The following is a 16,976-nucleotide window of genomic DNA, read 5'->3' on the forward strand; positions in this document are numbered from 1 at the left end:
ACGACGAACTTTCCGAGTAAGAGATTATCTCAATGAAATTTTAATCCAATTAAAACCCAAATTGAGAAATAGCAAACATTCGATCGAAATTAAGGGAGACACCAAGATTGCTATAGATTCTTATCCAGGTGCTTTATCCCAAGTGGTCACAAATTTACTGATGAACTCTCTGATTCATGCTTACGAACCGGGCGAATCTGGTCAGCTCGTTTTTGATTGGCAACAAGATGGGGATCAACTTCGCTTGGAATATTCCGATGATGGTAAAGGCATTCCTCCAGAAAATTTAAGTAAAATTTTTGAGCCATTCTTTACTACCAAACGCGGTCAGGGGGGTAGCGGGTTGGGATTGCATATTGTCTACAATTTAGTTACCCAAAAACTTCAGGGTGAACTACAATGTAAAAGTGAGGTGGGAGTGGGAACGAAATTTATTATTACGTTACCCCTACAAATCGATTCACAACCGTAGTTTTCCAACTCAAAGCATCAGTAACAAATAAAGGTGAGCAACAATGGACAATATTTACGGTTTTTTAACTAAAGAATCATCTCACGAAATACTATTTGCTGAAGAATTTAACTCAGATGAGGAGTTATTTTTTGCCGATGAAGTATCTGAAGATACCCCGACTGAAAGCTGGAAAATTTTGATTGTAGATGATGAGCCTCAAGTTCACACAGCTACCGATATTGCCTTAAGAAAATTTGTTTGTGAAAATAAATCCTTAAAGTTTATTAGTGCTTATTCCGCTACTGAAGCTAGGCAGTTAATCCAAGAACATCCTGATGTGGCCATCATCCTGCTTGATGTCATCATGGAAACGGATGATGCTGGCTTAGAGTTTGTTAAATATGTCCGCGAAGTGTTAGGCAATCAGTTAGTGCGAATTATTTTACGCACGGGTCAACCCGGACAAGTACCAGAAAAAAGCATTATTATCAATTACGATATTAATGACTATAAAACTAAAACTGAATTAACGACATCAAAGCTATACACTACAGTGCTAACAGCTTTGAGAAGTTTTTGTCTAGGTCAGAAACTGCAGTCTGAAATAGAGCGGCGCGAACAAGTAGAGAAAGCACTCCGTATCAGTGAAGAACAAGAACGCCAAAAAGCTCTTGCCTTAGAGCATTTTGTCAAAGAACTGCAAGAAACACAACTCCAGCTAGTTCAAAGTGAAAAAATGTCTAGTCTCGGTCAATTGGTTGCAGGTGTCGCTCATGAAATTAACAATCCGGTTAACTTTATTTACGGCAACCTCTCCCACGCCCACGAGTATATTAAAGAACTCATCTATGTGTTGAGTCTTTACCAACGGTATTACCCGCAACCTGAAGCAGAAATTATTGATGAAATAGAAGATAGAGAGTTGCCATTTATCATAGATGATTTACCAAAATTGCTTGCTTCCATGCAGTTAGGCATCGAACGCATTCGCATTATTGTAGAGTCTCTGCGAAATTTTTCGCGCTTAGATGAAACAGAAATCAAATCAGTAGATATCCACGAAGGTATTAATAGCACTTTGATGATTTTACAGCATCGCCTCAAGGCTAAGTCAGATCGTCCTGCTATTAACGTGATTAAAGACTATGGCACCTTGCCACTTGTGACCTGTTATGCAGGTCAGCTTAATCAGGTGTTTATGAACCTTTTAGCGAATGCTATAGATGCTTTGGAAGAGCGGGAAAGTAGAGAAAAGGGTAAAGTTTTTCACCCCCAAATTTTGATTCGTACTGAATTCGTACCGGGCAATTCGCATGACAATATTAGCACTGATTCAGGCATTCGGGTCACAGTTGCTGATAATGGTATTGGCATGACTGAAAAAGTTCGTTCCAAACTTTTCACTCCCTTTTTTACTACTAAGCCAATCGGAAAAGGTACAGGCATGGGATTGTCAATCAGCCGAAAAATTCTGCTAGAAAAACACTGCGCTGAAATACAGTGTTTTTCTACGCCAGAGCAGGGAACGCAGTTTATTATTGAGATGCCGACTATCTGTACAGCAACCAATTTCGCGGTATCTATGGTCTAGGAAACTGATTGGGCCCAATTCATCATATAGCGGTTTTCAGTTGCAGGGGAGAAATCAGCAGTAATTCCGAAAGTTACGCTAGCGGGCCCAGACAAAAACTGAAGCCAAAATGGCTTAAAACCTAGATTGAGAAAGACTTTTACCTCGAATGGGTATGAATCTAATATTTACAATGGTTTCAGGCCTTTTTAGGTCATCGACCTCTTTCCGTTGCGAGGAGAGGTTTTGGACCGCTAAAAAGGTGAGAAAATGTCTAAGTTTCATTAAGTAACTCACAGATAAATCCTATCGAAACTTCCGTTCTGACTCTTGAATGGGAACATCATTAATGCTGGCTTCACGTCTTCGCATTAACCCATTTTCTGCAAATTCCCACTGTTCATTACCATAGGAACGATACCATTCGCCAGAATCATCGTGCCACTCATACTCGAAGCGAACAGAAATCCGATTGTCTGTAAAACTCCACAGTTCTTTCTGCAAACGGTAATCTAGTTCCTTTGCCCATTTTCGTCTTAAAAAAGCCTTGATTTGTTCCCGTCCGCTGAAGAATTCGGCACGGTTTCGCCACTGCGAATCTTCGGTATAAGCTAAGGCTACTCGTTCAGGATCGCGGGTATTCCAGGCATCTTCAGCAGCTTGGACTTTGGCTTTAGCTGTTTCCAAGGTAAAGGGCGGTAGAGGTGGTTTAGTTTCCATAAGCTTTGTTTTTTGTGACTATAAAGGGTAAGGTGCGGGATGCTCGCGCTACAGATAGAGTGTTGGGAATTTGATATCAATCCTCAGCATCGGGATCGATTCCCATTGCTCGCAGTCGCTCGGCTAATTGGGTGACTTTTCGCTCTGCTTGTTCGGCTCTTTCTCGTTTTTGTTCGGCTCTTTCTCGTTCTTGTTCGGCTCTTTCTCGTTCTTGTTCGGCTCTTTCTCGTTCTTGTGCGACTCTTTCCCGTTCTTGTTCGACTAGGGCCCGCTCAATTTCAACTTGTTCGGAGCCAGTTAACAGCAAATTCCCCTGCGAATCCCACCACCGCAGCCAAAGAAGTTCTTGATTTTGATAGCTTCCCTCCCACAGTCCCAATTCTACATCTAGTACAGGAATGGGATAGTGACCGCGTTCGTTTGGCTCCATCTTTCTATACACAAAATCTATTAGGTGATAGACTTCTAAATTGCCCGTTCTCATTTCATAAATGCCGTAGTAAGGAATGCGGATAATTCTCTCGTACACCCAAAACTTACCGGGTTTAGTTGTTGTACCGTCGGCCGCTACAGACAGCGGAGTACCATCGCGCTCTTCCTCTCCATTACCGCTAGCAAATTCTAAAGCAATGAACGGAGCCATGTGTTCGGGCCAAAGTACATAAGAACGGCGAAAACCGTCAAGTGTTGCGGGTACATTCGGGATGTAAAACCAATCTGGTGCTTCTGCACCTCGCTCTGGCGGGTCAGTTTCTCGCCAGTAAATGCCGCAATCTTGCCCGATCGCATATTGTCCGTCTGGATGCAGCCGCTCTACAACCGGCCCGATCGAATCTGTCAGAATGATGCTCTGGGGATGCTCCTGAAAATTTTTAACAAATGTACCGTCTTCGTCTGGCAATTGGGTATGGTCGGGGAATGCAGGAGGCAGACCAGTAGCAGTTATTGTCTCGTCCATCGTCTTTTCCGTGCAGTTATGGTTGATTGTACTGCGAAATTTTAGAGCAATTTGATTTGAAACTTTAGCTAATATTAGCTAAACCCAGCTAACCACAAGGGAAGCATCAGCAGCAAACCGACGGAAGTGAGGGCGATGCTGCTAGCTAACAAATCGCGATCGAGCTCGTAGACTTCTGCTAAAATCAGCACGGTAAGAGCTGTGGGCGTTCCCGACATCAATACCAACACCAACCTCGGATCGCCGCTCAATCCGAAATAACTAGCACCCAATCCGATCAGTACCGGCATAATTACCACTTTTAACAGCGACGGGATTAACCCGAGTTCAAAACTTTCCCATTTCTTAATAGACCTCAGCCGGATGCCAACCAGCAGCAAAGCACTGGCAATTACCGCCCAAACTGCCGCCTGCAATCCCGATTCGACTGTCTCGGGCAGGGGGATGTTTCTCGTAAAAAAACCTATTAAAAATGCCCACAGAGCGGGAACTGTCAGCACGTCCCGGAGCGGAGTCCACCAGTGATTTTTTTTCTCGGAATTCCCGAAATAGCTAGCAATAAATACACCGAAACAATAAGTTCCAATAACGTTGTTAGTGACGCTGTACAACACAGCCCAGTTGTTGTGATCGCTGCTGATGATAAAGGGGGTGATTGCTAATCCGACAAAGCCTGTATTCCCTAACATCGCTGCTAGGATAAAACTGCCTTGGCTCGATCGCTTCAGGGAATTAAAATTAAAAAGAAATAAATTAACCAGAGAATTTTTGCCCTGAAAAGATGGCTTTTTGATGTGGGCTGCACTGAGCCTGCGCAATAATACCCAAGTCAACCAAGCTAAACTCGTACTCACAAATAACACGAATAGGGCGATCGCCGGCGTGAATCCCACAGCACCCGAAAAATCGCTTTGACGCACTAAAATTAGAATTTGCAGCGGTATCCCAATCCAGAAAAGAAAGTGGCTCAGCAGTTTGGGAAAATTAACTGGGATGTACTGAAACAACAGCAGTCCCAAGCCAGTCCAGATAACTAGAGGGCTATAAGCGTGAAATAAGGTTTCAAGCATAAAAATTTAACTTGACAATTTGAAATGCCTTTATGTATTAATTTTAATGCTAAAGCCCGTTTAAGAAATGCGAATTATCGTTAGCGGAGCCCTCGAAGAGGATCGCACTTGCACGCTTTTTCGTCCTAGGGTGTTCGCAGCACTGCCGGCGCGAAAATTTCCGCCCAAATTCCGGCATCTTGCAGGGCACAATCCTCAGACTCGCAGCGCCAAATGATGGCAGCTTTTTACCTTCACATTCACAAAACTTCTGTTAATTTGAGAAATGTGCGATCGAGTTACAGCATTTTTTAGGTAAGTGAGGTACATAGCTTTCGATAGAGGACACGGCGCCGTGCCGTTTCCCGTAAGCTCGCGATCGCTTGACGGGTGTACTTCATCAACGCGGAATCTGCTGTATTTTGCCTTGGACTCACAGACGTGCAACGTTTTCCTGCCGTGGAGATCGAACGGAAATAGGGCGAGACTGAAGCTGCTGATGACTTGCACTAATCAATTCAATTTCAAAGCATTAACAGGCACCTCATCCCAAGAACTAACAGTCCGCAAGGTAGCAACCCAGCCCTGCTGCTTTTGCTCTGGCGTCAAATTCTGCTCAAAAGATTCGTGGCAATCCTGCGCTTGAGTCTCATCGCAACAGGCAATGCAAGAATAAAGAATGCCCGACGGATCGATTTGCTCGTTTACCCAAATAATCACGATCTACTCTCTCAATCAAAATCTACTATTACTTAAATTTTCCTATATTTTTGCCAATTAAGTAGGCCGGTATTAATTAACCGGAGTGCGGCATTTTAGCTTAACAGGCAAGATGCCTGTTCCACGCACAGGCAAGATGCCTGTTCCACGCACAGGCAAGATGCCTGTTCCACAACAGATGAATTTTTTGTGGGGAGTAGGGGTTGGGAACGCGGGCCTTGAATTACTTCGATGCCAAAGTTGCCAAAGACTCGCCCGCCACCCGGCAAATCCGCCAGTCGGGCATCACATCAGCACCGATACCCTTGTAAAATCCGATCGCCAATTCATTCCAATCCAAGACGCTCCATTCCAAACGCCCGCAGCCTTTTTCTACTGCCAACTGGGCTAAATAAACTATCAAAGATTTGCCAATTCCCCGCCCTCGAAACTCAGGCAGCACGAACAAATCTTCCAAATAAATTCCCGGCTGAGTCAAAAAAGTAGAATAATTGTAAAAAAACAGCGCCCAGCCCACCACTCGATTTTCGCACTCTGCTAAAATCGCTTCAGCAAAAGGTCGATCGCCAAACAAATGATGCTCCAAATTAACGGCATTGCCAGTAACGGCATGAGATAATTTTTCGTACTCAGCTAAAGCTTTAATCAAATCAAACAGCACCGGCACGTCGGCGCGGGTAGCGGGGCGCAAAATTACCTCATCAGACATAAATAAGTAAGTAGTACGCGACAATCAACAATTAAAAATACCACATCAAGACATTTTTAATTTGTAATTTTTAATTAAGCTTTTCCACCTTGCACAAGCATATTTACGGCGGCGTCGGAGTGCCGCCCACAATAATTTTAAGATTTTTCAAAATTTAAACTCAATGTTTTTTAGCTTATTTCAACCAGCCCTTCAATCGTTCCGTCACTTGAGGGCGGCGCAACTTTCGCATTGCCTTATTTTGAATTTGACGGACCCGTTCGCGGGACAAATTGAACAAACTGCTAACCTCTTCTAAAGTGTAAGGTTCGCCGGTCAGCAAACCGTAACGCATAGCAACAATCTCTTTTTCCCGCTCAGTCAAAATACTGTCCAACACCTCCAAAATATCTTGGCGCATCATCATCTCATTCATCTGAGCTTCGGGAGATTGCGTCGCGTTATCTTCGAGAACGTCCAAAAGTTCCGAACTTTCTTCAGAGCCGATGCGATGGTTGAGAGACAAAGATTGCCGGCGTACTTGCTGGAGGTAGCGAAGCTGTTGGCAAGTAACTTCCATTTCTGTTGCAAGTTCAGCTTCACTGGGATTGCGTTGAAGAGAACGCCTCAAATCCCGATAAACTCTTTTGAGTTTATTTAACTGTTCGACAATATGAACCGGCAAGCGAATCGTCCGCCCTTGATTGGCAATTGTCCGGGTAATTCCTTGGCGAATCCACCAATAGGCATAGGTAGAAAACTTGTAACCCTTCTCGGGATCGAACTTTTCGGCGGCCCGATTCAAACCCAAAGCTCCTTCCTGAATTAAATCGAGAAAAGGCACGCCCCGATTGAGATAGCGTTTGGCAATCGAAACTACCAAGCGCAAATTCGAGCTGATCATTTTCCGTTTCGCTGACTGACACTGGTGGCGAAGCTGTTGCAGTTGAGTTTCGCTCACCCCCAAAGCCGCCGCGATTTCAGCTTTTGTCGGCACTCTGTCCAATTCCTGCTGCAAACGCTGTTCTAGTTTGTCCAGGGCTACCAATTCTTGAACGCGGCGCGCCAACTCCACTTCTTCGGCGGCAGTCAGTAGAGGATACCGAGCCATTTCCTTGAACAAAGATCCCACGGGATCGTCGGCAGACCAGTTGTTGTATGCTGAGGACCGAGTTACGGTCGGACGATCGATCTCGGTGTCTTCATCTTGTGCGATCGCGAGTGAGGCTTCGGGTGCCACCGCAAAACTGCCTAGGTCAGATTCTGCCATATGGTGCTTGGTATCGGTGGGATGATTTGAAATGTCTGCCTACACTTTAGCGAATTTAACCCGAAATTTCCGAAATCCATCTCGAAGCCCGTGACAGACATTAGATTGCCCCACTTTTATCTTCTTCGCCGGGAAGACCCCCATTATAGCCAGCGAGGATGTATCGAGCCGTAGGCGATTGCCACGCCTGGTTTAACGGTGGGATGAAAGGCGGTCAAAAGGAGGGGCGTCGAACCCCTCCTTTTGACATTTATCTTTTCGTATCCCATGAGTAAACCTGCTACCATGTTGGAATGTTGACACTCACCCACCGCTATCGAATCTATCCAGACATCACTCAAAAACAGATGCTCATTGAGTGGATGGAAATCTGTCGAGGTGCATTTAACTATGCTTTGCGAGAGATCAAAGATTGGTGCAACAGTCGTAAGTGTCCAATTGATAGATGCTCTATTGAAAAAGAGTACATCATTCCTCCTGACTTGAAGTTTCCCAGTGAAATTCAGCAACTTAACAATTTGCCAAAAGCTAAGAAGGAATTTCCTAAATTGGGTGAAGTTCCCTCTCAGGTTCGACCGCATGCGGTTAAACAGTTGCACAGAGGTTGGGAATATTTTCAGAAACGGGGATTTGGCTTTCCTAGGTTCAAGAAGTATGGGCAGTTGAAGTCGTTACTGTTTCCGCAATTTAAGGAGAATCCAGTAACAGATTTGCACGTAAAACTTCCTAAGACTGGAGCAATTCCAATTAATTTGCATCGACCCATCCCTAGTGGTTTTGTGGTTAAGCAGGTGCGAATCTTGAGGAAAGCTGACAAGTGGTATGCAAGTATCTCTCTTCAATGTGATGTTAGTGTTCCAGATCCCACCCCATCTGGTCATCCCATCGGGGTTGATACGGGACTGGAGAAGTTTCTGGCAACCAGTGACGGTGTTCTCGTAAAGCCGCCAAAGTTTTTTAAGAGTCTGCAAAGTAGGCTGAAAGTGCTGCAACGCAGACTCTCTAGAAAAAAGAAGCGGTCTAACAACTACGAGAAACAGCGCATCAAGGTGGCACGACTTCACCACAGAATTGATAACACGCGAAAGGACTTTCACTTCAAACAAGCTCACGCTCTTTGCGATGCTGGCGATATGGTCTTCATGGAAGACCTAGATTACCGAATCAGTGCCAAGGGGATGTTTGGTAAACAGATGCTCGACGCTGCATTTGGACAGTTCCGAACTATTGTCAAGTATGTGTGCTGGAGAAGAGGGAAGTTCTTTGCTGAAGTTGACGCGAGGGGGACTTCTATCGAGTGTCCACTTTGTGGTGGTGAAGTCAAAAAAGACTTGACTGTTAGAGTTCATAACTGTCCTCATTGTAATTACACAACGGACAGGGATGTAGCAGCGGGTCAAAACATTAGAAATCGAGGAATTAAGTTAATTAGTACCGTTGGACAGACGGGAATCGAAAGTGCCTGTGCAGCCGATCTGTCGGGGACTGAGGTCACTCAGTCTAGGCAAGTGGCGAAATCCCGCAAGGGAAAAACCAGGAAACTCAAGAAGTGATTCTTGCGAAGCCTGCGGTATAATCTTTGATTTACCGCAGGAGGATGTCACAGCTTTCTATTGCGTCCGGGCAAGTAAAGGAGCAGCCTGCAACAACTGCTGAGTGTAAGGGTGCTGTGGATTAGTAAAAATATCTCTAGTGTTGCCGATTTCAACTATTTTGCCCGCATTCATTACCGCAATGCGCGAGCAAAAAAATCTCGCCACCCACAAATCGTGCGTAATAAACAGATAAGTCAAATTAAATTCCTGCTTCAATTCCAACATCAGCTCTAAAACTTGAGTCTGCACGCTGGCATCCAGCATACTCACGGGTTCGTCGCAAATTATCAGTTGTGGCTGAGTAATCAAAGCGCGGGCGATCGAAACTCGCTGCTGTTGTCCTCCCGACAATTCCCCCGGATAGCGGCGAAAGAAATCCTCCCCAGGAGTCAAACCCACCCGCTCTAACATTTGGATTACTTGTTTTTTAGCGTCGCTGGCATTAGCTAATTTGTGAATAAACAAAGGGTCAGCAATACTTTGCCCGACAGTCATCATCGGATTCAGGCAAGCATGGGGGTCTTGAAATATCATTTGCATTTCCCGGCGGTGCTTCCTCACCGCATCCCGGCCTGCGGCAGTTATATCTATTCCTTGAAATTCAACTTTGCCGCCTGTGGCGGTAATTAGCTGCAAAATCGTGCGTGACAAGGTACTTTTCCCGCAGCCGGACTCCCCCACCAGCCCTAGGATTTCTCCCCGTTCTAGCTCTAAACTAACGCCGTCTACTGCTTTAATGACCTGGCGATTCCTGGCAAATAACTGATCTAATAAATTGCTTTCTAAACTGTAGTGTTGCTGCAAATTCGTCACTGTCAAAAGAGGCGAATTTGACTGGGATTTAAGCCGAGAATTTTCCTGCTCTCCTGTTCGTTCTTTTTCCTTCCCCGTCTTGGAATCGGCTTGAATGTGCAAAGCTGCTTTGAGGAGCGATCGAGTATATTCGTGCTGCGGCTGTTTAAAAACGTTCTCCACGGGTCCTGTTTCTACGACTTTACCGCCGTACATCACCGCAATGCGATCGCAATACTCGGCCACCATCGCCAAATCGTGAGAAATCAACAAAATAGCTGTTCCCCTGGAAGCGCAAAGTCTGGTTAATTCCTGCAAAATCTGGGCGGCGACAGTTACGTCCAAACTTGTAGTCGGTTCGTCGGCCACAATTAATTTGGGGTCGAGCAAAAGAGCCAAAGCAATAGCTACTCTTTGCCGCATTCCGCCGCTAAATTCGTGGGGAAATTGCGACCAGCGAGACGCCGGAATTTTCACAGCTTCCAGAGTTTCCATCGCCCGTTTCTTAGCTTGCTTGCGATCCAAATTCGGTCTGTGAGCTTGCAAAGTCTCGATGCAGTGTTCCCCCACAGTCATCAAAGGATCGAGACGAGTCATCGGATCTTGAAAAATCAATGCCACAGCTTCGCCCCGAAACCGTCTCAGCCGCGAAGCATTCATGTCAAACACCGACTCTCCAGCAAAACCCACTCGCCCTTCAATCAGCGTCGAATCCGGCAGCAACCGCATCGCCGCCCTTCCCAAAGTTGACTTACCGCACCCAGACTCCCCAACTAATCCGAGCTTTTCCCCCGGTTGCAGCATCAGGGAAACCCCGTCAACGGCCCAACCGGATTGGCCCCGTCGCTGAGGATAAGCTACTCGCAGATTTTCAACGGAAAATAGAGAAGAGTCATTAGTCATTAGTCATTAGTCCTTAGTCTGTTAACTGTTGTCTGTTGTCTGTTGTTTGTTGTCTGTTGACTGTTGTCTGTTGACTGTTGTCTGTTGTTTGTTGTCTGTTGACTGTTGTCTGTTGTTATTTATCAATATACTGGCGGTTAGTTGTTAGTTATTAGTATGGTTCAGGACTTATTAGTTATTGGCAAGAGATCGATATGCTGTTTGTAAATACCAATAGAAATTGCTCCCAACAAATATTTTATCACTACATCATTAACCGACCAACTGCGTACTAACAACAGTCAACCGTCAACAGTCAACCGTCAACCGTCAACTATGCTGTTTGTAAATACCAATAGAAATTGCTCCCAACAAATATTTTATCCCTACATCATTAACCGACCAACCGCTTACTAACAACAGTCAACCGTCAACCGTCAACTATGCTGTTTGTAAATACCAATAGAAATTGCTATCAACAAAAATTTTATCAATACATCATTAACCGACCAACCGCTTACTAACAACAGTCAACCGTTAACAGTCAACCATCAACAGTCAACTGTCAACTGTCAACAGCCAACTGACTAAATTTCCTTTCGCTTCAACTCAGCTCTCCGCAGTATGTAAGTAGCCGCACAATCTGCGTGGGGATGGTCTGCTAAAACTTCCGCGAGTTCCAACACATATCCGGCGATATCCGGCCCCAGCTTCTCAGTAAGCACTTGACGTTCCCGAGAGGCGAGTTCTTGCACGCGGGCCTTAGCTTGCCAATTGGGAGAAAACATCTTGTCAATCTCGGTGTGGAATCCCAGAGTTTCGAGAATGTCCCACTCGCCGTTATCGCACCAAATGCCCCCGCACAACATACAGCGCTCTATGTAAAAGGGCACTCTGCTGAAGGGAACTTTCGCCCGCGACAGATAGTGACCGTCTTCGGGACACAGCGCTGCTTTGCTGTCGTAGGCACTGGGCGTGAATTCTATGCCGAGAGTACCTGTCGCCTGTGGCTTGTCGGATTTGTTGTACCACTGGCGCTGCTCTTTCTGCCAAGCTTCGTATTCTCTGCCTGGAATCCAGATACCGTAGCAGTTGGGACACCATTCCACTGACATACTGCCGGCTAAGGTGCCGCCTTCTAAGTTGGGATGTTTGCATTTTGGACATTCCACCACTTTATTTCTCCTTGCCTTCTCAATTCCCTGTTAATTCAGTTGTTAATTCTGCATCTGGACCGGCCCTGAAGAACCAGAATTTTTTTGCAGTAGCGCGCCACTGTAGCCAATCAGCGTGTTAAGCCGCGCTATCGCCGCAGTTTGCCTCGCTTTTGCTGTCGCTGGCTGGCGCGACGCTTGCAAAAACATGACATCTGTCCCCAATAACCGCAGTTGCTTGTGAATTTCCGTCAAATAGGACTGCTCTGGGGGTGTTTCCGAGGCGTCTAACTCATCGCTTTCGGCTCTCATAATTTGGTTTCCGAAAAATTGTTGCACTTTTCTGTATTCGATCGCCAGCGCAGCCCGATCCAGATTATCCTGTGCAGCAGTTTTTTGTAGTTTTTCTAGTGCTTGCTGTAATTCTTCGTAGCACTGGCGGCGGTCTTCGGACAATATCATGATTTTGTAAACAAATTTGTATTTATAATCAAAGTAGATACTTGGTTAAGGTTTGCTCATATTCAGGAAAGCCGTGCGTTTTTGCCGCAATTCCCTGTTTTTTGAGAACTTTTTTGATTGGCTGCCCTGACTCGACCGTTCAGGAGCCTGCTTTTAGCTTAGCGTTGCCTGATGCAGCCGATCGCCTGCTACCTCAACTGTTACCGCCCAAATATGCTTATTTTACCCGAGTGGCACACCACGGCGGCGGCAGTGGTGTCACTATACTTTCCTACCTGCGACGGGGGGCGAGTCGGGATGAGATAGGTATAGTTAACACACAAATCGACTATTTTTTGGAATTGCAAATTGTGGCCTTCAATTAGCTTAGTATAGCTAAACACATAATTTCGGCAATTCAACCGAAAACCGGCTTTTAACCATTTGTATTTCTAAGTTTTAAAGGTGTACCCCATGAACGCGAACACTCTGACCCCCTCTCCTTCGATCGATCCTGCTGTAGTTCCCGATTGGCTGCAAGAATGCCTGAATGCTCGATCGCAGGCTGATGGAGGCGCTAACTTGAATTGCTCGACTGACAACAGCTTAATTTGTCGCGCCTATGAATTTGCCCGCGACTTGCACGAAGGACAGTACCGCAAATCCGGAGAACCTTACATTTGCCATCCGGTAGCTGTCGCTGGAATACTCCGGTATATGGGCGGCAACAACGTCATGATTGCCGCCGGCTTCCTCCACGACATTGTTGAAGATACAGATATTACTCTCGAAGAAATAGAACAGCGGTTCGGCGCGGAAGTGCGGCAGTTGGTCGAAGGTGTCACCAAGCTTTCTAAGTTTAATTTTTCCAGCAAAACAGAGCGCCTGGCTGAAAATTTCCGCCGAATGTTCCTAGCAATGGCTAAAGATATTCGCGTCATTGTGGTCAAACTGGCAGACAGGCTGCACAACATGAGGACTTTGGAGCATTTGTCCGAAGAAAAGCAGCGCAGTATTGCGCTAGAAACCCGAGATATTTTTGCTCCCCTGGCGAACCGTTTGGGTATCGGGCGCTTTAAGTGGGAATTGGAAGATTTAGCGTTTAAATACCTGGAACCGGAAGCTTACCGCGAAATTCAGGAATTGGTAGCCGAGAAGCGAGGCGATCGAGAAACTCAACTCGCAGAAGTCACAGATTGTTTGCGAGAAAGGCTTGACAATTTAGGCATTAAATGCTACGAAGTTAGCGGCCGTCCCAAACATTTGTACGGGATTTACGGGAAGATGCAGCGCCGCCAAAAAGGGTTTAACCAAGTGTACGATATTTCTGCGGTGCGGATCATAGTAGAAACCAATGATGACTGTTATCGGGCTTTGGCGATCGTGCACGATTCTTTCCGCCCAATTCCCGGCCGCTTTAAAGATTATATCGGTTTACCAAAAGCCAACCGCTATCAATCTTTGCACACCGGAGTAATCGGAACCAGCGGCCGCCCCATCGAAGTGCAAATTCGTACCGTAGCAATGCACCACATTGCAGAATACGGCATTGCCGCGCACTGGAAATACAAAGAAACTGGCGGTTCTAACACAACAGTCGCCGGCGACGACGAAAAATTTACTTGGCTGCGGCAACTCCTAGAATGGCAAAGCGACCTCAAAGACGATCGCGAATATTTACAAAGCATTAAGGACAACTTATTCGATGAAGATATTTACGTTTTTACTCCTAACGGAGACGTGATTGCTCTCAATAGCGGGTCAACTCCCGTAGATTTTGCTTACCGCATTCACACAGAAATTGGCAATCACTGCACCGGTGCGAGAGTCAACGGGCGAATGGTAACACTAGACAAGGTTTTAAAGAATGGCGATATTGTAGAAATCTTGACCCAAAAAAATGGTCATCCGAGTTCCGACTGGCTGAATTTTGTCAAGACAAACGGAGCCAAAAACCGAATTCGCCAGTGGTTGAAGCGATCGCACCGAGATGAAAATCTCGCTCGCGGGCGGGAATTGCTGGAAAAAGAATTAGGTAAAAACGGCTTGGAATCTTTGCTGAAATCGGAACCCATGCAGTCTGTGGCTCAGCGCTGCAATTACCACAGCGTGGAAGATTTAATCGCCGGTTTAGGCTACGGCGAAGTCACCCTAAATCTCGTAGTAAATCGACTGCGAGATTTAGTAAAAGTGCAGCAAAAAATTGAAGCTGCTCCCGCCGGAGGACAGGAATTGCCCCAGCTAATACCTGCATCGACCACACCGAAACCAGTACCGAGTTCGTCTCCGAGCAAATCGCCGATCGCAGGTGTAGAGGGATTGCTCTACCATTTATCCGGCTGTTGTTGTCCGATTCCCGGGGAAGCAATTATTGGAGTTGTGACTCGCACCCGCGGAATTTCGATTCACCGGCAAGGGTGTTCAAATGTTGAGAGCGTACCGGGCGATCGGTTAGTTCCTGTGAGTTGGAATTCGAGCGATCGCAATGCTAGCCGCCCGAATACTTATGCGGTCAACATTCAAATTGAGGCTCTCGATCGAGTAGGAGTTCTCAACGATGTATTGTCGCATTTAAAGGACAACAAAGTCAACGTCCGCAGCGCTCAAGTAAAAACCTATCCCGGTTTGCCCGCATTAATTGACTTGTGCATGGATATTGAGGATAAGGAACAGTTCGAGCGGACTTGTATGCAAATTAAAAAGATGAGCGATATTTTGAATTTGCGGCGGCTGAGTCAAGTGAATTAGGAATGCAGCCTAACTGTATTGTAGGGTGCGCACTGCGCACCTGAGCACTAGCCCAGGAGAGGTTAAGCCCCATAAAATTTAAAAGGCTCAGGAAAGTTTTACTCAGCTTCGCGAGGTTCCACTACCAGCCTAATTCCATCAAGAATTTGACGAACTCGCTCTGCCGAGAGTGTGCCAATTTTCTCACCTAACTGAGATTTATTGATCGTCAAAATCTGCGAGACGTTAACAACACTTTGTTCTGGTAAATCAGCTTCTCCTGCTTCTAACAGAACATTTCCTGGTGAATTAGCCCGTCTGAGATTTGAAGTAAGCACACAAACAACAACCGTATTAATGCGGGAACGATTGAATAAATTGTTCTGAATGATTACATGGGGATGGAGATAACCGGGTTCTGAACCAGAAGGCTCATCAAGTTCTATCCAAAAAATATCACCTTGATTTATTACCATTCGCCTTCCACCAGCCTGCGATGAGAGCGACTCATCTTGCGAAGCAAAACTTGTTCTTCTTCAGAGAGAGGTGCTTCGCAAGCAGCATTAATTTTTTCTAACATTTGTTGATTTTCGCGGCGGCGGATAAATTCTTCAAGGGCTATTTCGATCAAAAAACTCTGCGAAATTTGCATTTCGCCAGCTAATGTTTCGGCTTGTTCAAATAAAGATGCTGGCAATGAGATAGCAGTTTTGACAGTTGTCATAGCTTTATACCTTCATTTATTTATAGGAGTCTAACTAATAGTATAGCTAACCACTATACGGTTCAGCAAACAGGCAGAACAATGAAAGTCTTTATTTCGCCGGAGTTACTGGCTTTGAGTCGCCCAGCTTTTGCTGCAAAAACTCCCGCGCCACTTCTCCCGCTTCCTGCTGTGCCCCGTCAACTTGATAGTTGAGTTTCCGCATATCTTCCTCGGAGATTTTGCCGCCCAATTCTGCGAGCACTTGACGCAATTCGGGGTATTTCTCCAAAATTTGCGATCGCACCACCGGAACAGCTTCGTAGGGCGGAAAATAGTTCTTGTCATCTTTGAGCACTACTAAACCCAAACTTTGAATTAAACCGTCCGTCGTATTACCAGCAATCACATCTACTTCTTTTTGTTGCAGCGCTTGATAAAGCAATCCTAACAGCAATTCCTTCGGTTCTTCCGCAAATTTAATCCCGTAAGTTTTAGCCAATCCGGGAAATCCATCTTCTCTCTGGTTAAATTCTGGCCCGAAACCAGCCCGGAGGTTAGGTGAAGCTTTCCCAAGTTGCGAGAGAGTTTGTAAATTGAGTGTTTTAGCCTGATCGCCCCGGACAATAATCGCAAAACTGTTATTAAATCCCAGCGGTTGGGTCCATTCTGCTTTAAACTGTTTGGGATATTCTTGTTTGAGGTAATCGAGGACTTTTTTGGGGTCAGAAATCGGTTTTTGTTTGAGTATGTTGGCGTAAGCAGTACCCGTATATTCGACGTACAAGTCGATTTTACCTGCTGTTAGGGATTGATGACAAAGCGAACCTCCGAGATTCTGTTCTTGTTCTACTTTGATATCTGTTTTAGCTTCGATGTGCTCTGCTAAAATTTCTGCGAGAATAGCTTGTTCAGTAAAGTCTTTCGAGCAGATGACAACTTGCTTTTGGGGCTTAGAGGTACATCCTGCTACTGCAAACAAACAAAGCAGCCAGCAGGAATAGAAAAAAAAATCGTTCTTAGATATTTTCATAAGCCAACTCCGTTGTCTGTTCCACAATTATCAGCTTCTAATTTATAGCATTTTTCAATGATTTGTAAAGGCAAAATCCGCAACTGCTGCGAAGATTTTAAGATTAGCACCGCTGACATCTCGCAAGATACCTACATCTTCTCTTCCTCTTCCTAACTCTTCCTTCGTGTTCTAGCGCTAACGCGCCGCTTCGCTAACGCGTCTTCGCGGTTCAATCATC

The 16,976-nt window shown here is 45.6% G+C and carries 18 protein-coding genes; 5 read left to right on the forward strand and 13 right to left on the reverse strand.

What is annotated here, in order from left to right:
* Positions 1 to 472, forward strand: a 472-nt coding sequence (locus tag QUB56_RS02280; RefSeq protein ID WP_332952797.1) for a HAMP domain-containing sensor histidine kinase, incomplete at its 5' end; no start/stop codon positions are given.
* A gap of 43 nt (positions 473 to 515) precedes the next feature.
* Complete coding sequence (locus QUB56_RS02285) at positions 516 to 2,045, forward strand: ATP-binding protein (protein WP_332952800.1); 1,530 nt, start codon at positions 516 to 518, stop codon at positions 2,043 to 2,045.
* A 285-nt stretch (positions 2,046 to 2,330) separates the two neighbouring features.
* On the opposite strand, the gene QUB56_RS02290 is transcribed toward QUB56_RS02285, so the two are convergent.
* From QUB56_RS02290 to QUB56_RS02320, 7 genes are all read right to left on the reverse strand, one after another.
* Positions 2,331 to 2,744 carry a nuclear transport factor 2 family protein gene (locus tag QUB56_RS02290; protein ID WP_332952801.1) on the reverse strand — a complete coding sequence of 138 codons (414 nt, stop codon included), beginning with the start codon at positions 2,742 to 2,744 and terminating at the stop codon, positions 2,331 to 2,333.
* A 76-nt stretch (positions 2,745 to 2,820) separates the two neighbouring features.
* A complete protein-coding gene (locus tag QUB56_RS02295; RefSeq protein ID WP_332952803.1) occupies positions 2,821 to 3,702 on the reverse strand; it encodes a Uma2 family endonuclease in 882 nt (293 codons plus the stop codon).
* Positions 3,703 to 3,776: 74 nt separating this feature from the next.
* Positions 3,777 to 4,772 carry an AEC family transporter gene (locus QUB56_RS02300; protein WP_332952806.1) on the reverse strand — a complete coding sequence of 332 codons (996 nt, stop codon included), beginning with the start codon at positions 4,770 to 4,772 and terminating at the stop codon, positions 3,777 to 3,779.
* Between the two features lie 195 nt (positions 4,773 to 4,967).
* Positions 4,968 to 5,261: a hypothetical protein gene (locus QUB56_RS02305; RefSeq protein ID WP_332952808.1), complete on the reverse strand. Its 294-nt coding sequence runs from the start codon at positions 5,259 to 5,261 to the stop codon at positions 4,968 to 4,970.
* 3 nt (positions 5,262 to 5,264) lie between these two features.
* Positions 5,265 to 5,471: a glycogen debranching protein gene (locus QUB56_RS02310; RefSeq protein ID WP_332952809.1), complete on the reverse strand. Its 207-nt coding sequence runs from the start codon at positions 5,469 to 5,471 to the stop codon at positions 5,265 to 5,267.
* A 223-nt stretch (positions 5,472 to 5,694) separates the two neighbouring features.
* A complete protein-coding gene (locus QUB56_RS02315) occupies positions 5,695 to 6,180 on the reverse strand; it encodes a GNAT family N-acetyltransferase (protein ID WP_332952811.1) in 486 nt (161 codons plus the stop codon).
* A gap of 175 nt (positions 6,181 to 6,355) precedes the next feature.
* Complete coding sequence (locus QUB56_RS02320; protein ID WP_332952812.1) at positions 6,356 to 7,429, reverse strand: RNA polymerase sigma factor, RpoD/SigA family; 1,074 nt, start codon at positions 7,427 to 7,429, stop codon at positions 6,356 to 6,358.
* 293 nt (positions 7,430 to 7,722) lie between these two features.
* On the opposite strand from QUB56_RS02320, the gene QUB56_RS02325 reads away from it, so the two are divergent.
* Positions 7,723 to 8,982: a transposase gene (locus tag QUB56_RS02325; RefSeq protein ID WP_332952814.1), complete on the forward strand. Its 1,260-nt coding sequence runs from the start codon at positions 7,723 to 7,725 to the stop codon at positions 8,980 to 8,982.
* A gap of 57 nt (positions 8,983 to 9,039) precedes the next feature.
* Here the strand turns inward: QUB56_RS02325 and QUB56_RS02330 are convergent, their stop codons facing one another.
* The 3 genes from QUB56_RS02330 to patD form a co-directional block, all read right to left on the reverse strand.
* Positions 9,040 to 10,719, reverse strand: a complete 1,680-nt coding sequence (locus QUB56_RS02330; RefSeq protein ID WP_332952815.1) for an ABC transporter ATP-binding protein — start codon at positions 10,717 to 10,719, stop codon at positions 9,040 to 9,042.
* A gap of 566 nt (positions 10,720 to 11,285) precedes the next feature.
* The gene (locus tag QUB56_RS02335) at positions 11,286 to 11,870 is read right to left on the reverse strand and encodes a zf-TFIIB domain-containing protein (RefSeq protein ID WP_332952818.1); all 585 of its coding nucleotides are present in this window, start codon (positions 11,868 to 11,870) and stop codon (positions 11,286 to 11,288) included.
* 45 nt (positions 11,871 to 11,915) lie between these two features.
* Positions 11,916 to 12,314, reverse strand: coding sequence for a heterocyst frequency control protein PatD (gene patD, locus QUB56_RS02340; protein WP_332952819.1), 399 nt, complete (start codon positions 12,312 to 12,314; stop codon positions 11,916 to 11,918).
* 113 nt (positions 12,315 to 12,427) lie between these two features.
* Between patD and QUB56_RS02345 the strand changes: the two genes are divergently transcribed.
* Positions 12,428 to 12,679, forward strand: a complete 252-nt coding sequence (locus tag QUB56_RS02345) for a hypothetical protein (RefSeq protein ID WP_332952820.1) — start codon at positions 12,428 to 12,430, stop codon at positions 12,677 to 12,679.
* An 88-nt stretch (positions 12,680 to 12,767) separates the two neighbouring features.
* Positions 12,768 to 15,041, forward strand: a complete 2,274-nt coding sequence (locus QUB56_RS02350; protein WP_332952821.1) for a bifunctional (p)ppGpp synthetase/guanosine-3',5'-bis(diphosphate) 3'-pyrophosphohydrolase — start codon at positions 12,768 to 12,770, stop codon at positions 15,039 to 15,041.
* Positions 15,042 to 15,139: 98 nt separating this feature from the next.
* Here QUB56_RS02350 and QUB56_RS02355 read toward each other — a convergent pair whose 3' ends face one another.
* The 3 genes from QUB56_RS02355 to QUB56_RS02365 form a co-directional block, all read right to left on the reverse strand.
* Positions 15,140 to 15,496 carry a type II toxin-antitoxin system PemK/MazF family toxin gene (locus QUB56_RS02355; RefSeq protein WP_332952822.1) on the reverse strand — a complete coding sequence of 119 codons (357 nt, stop codon included), beginning with the start codon at positions 15,494 to 15,496 and terminating at the stop codon, positions 15,140 to 15,142.
* Positions 15,490 to 15,744 (reverse strand): hypothetical protein, encoded by a 255-nt coding sequence (locus QUB56_RS02360; protein WP_332952824.1) that lies wholly within the window; start codon positions 15,742 to 15,744, stop codon positions 15,490 to 15,492. The genes QUB56_RS02355 and QUB56_RS02360 overlap by 7 nt, the downstream gene beginning before the upstream one ends.
* Positions 15,745 to 15,835: 91 nt before the next feature.
* Positions 15,836 to 16,756: a glycine betaine ABC transporter substrate-binding protein gene (locus tag QUB56_RS02365; protein WP_332952827.1), complete on the reverse strand. Its 921-nt coding sequence runs from the start codon at positions 16,754 to 16,756 to the stop codon at positions 15,836 to 15,838.
* Between the last annotated feature and the right edge of the window lie 220 nt (positions 16,757 to 16,976).

Source organism: Microcoleus sp. AR_TQ3_B6 (genome assembly GCF_036702785.1).
Taxonomy (GTDB): domain Bacteria; phylum Cyanobacteriota; class Cyanobacteriia; order Cyanobacteriales; family Microcoleaceae; genus Microcoleus.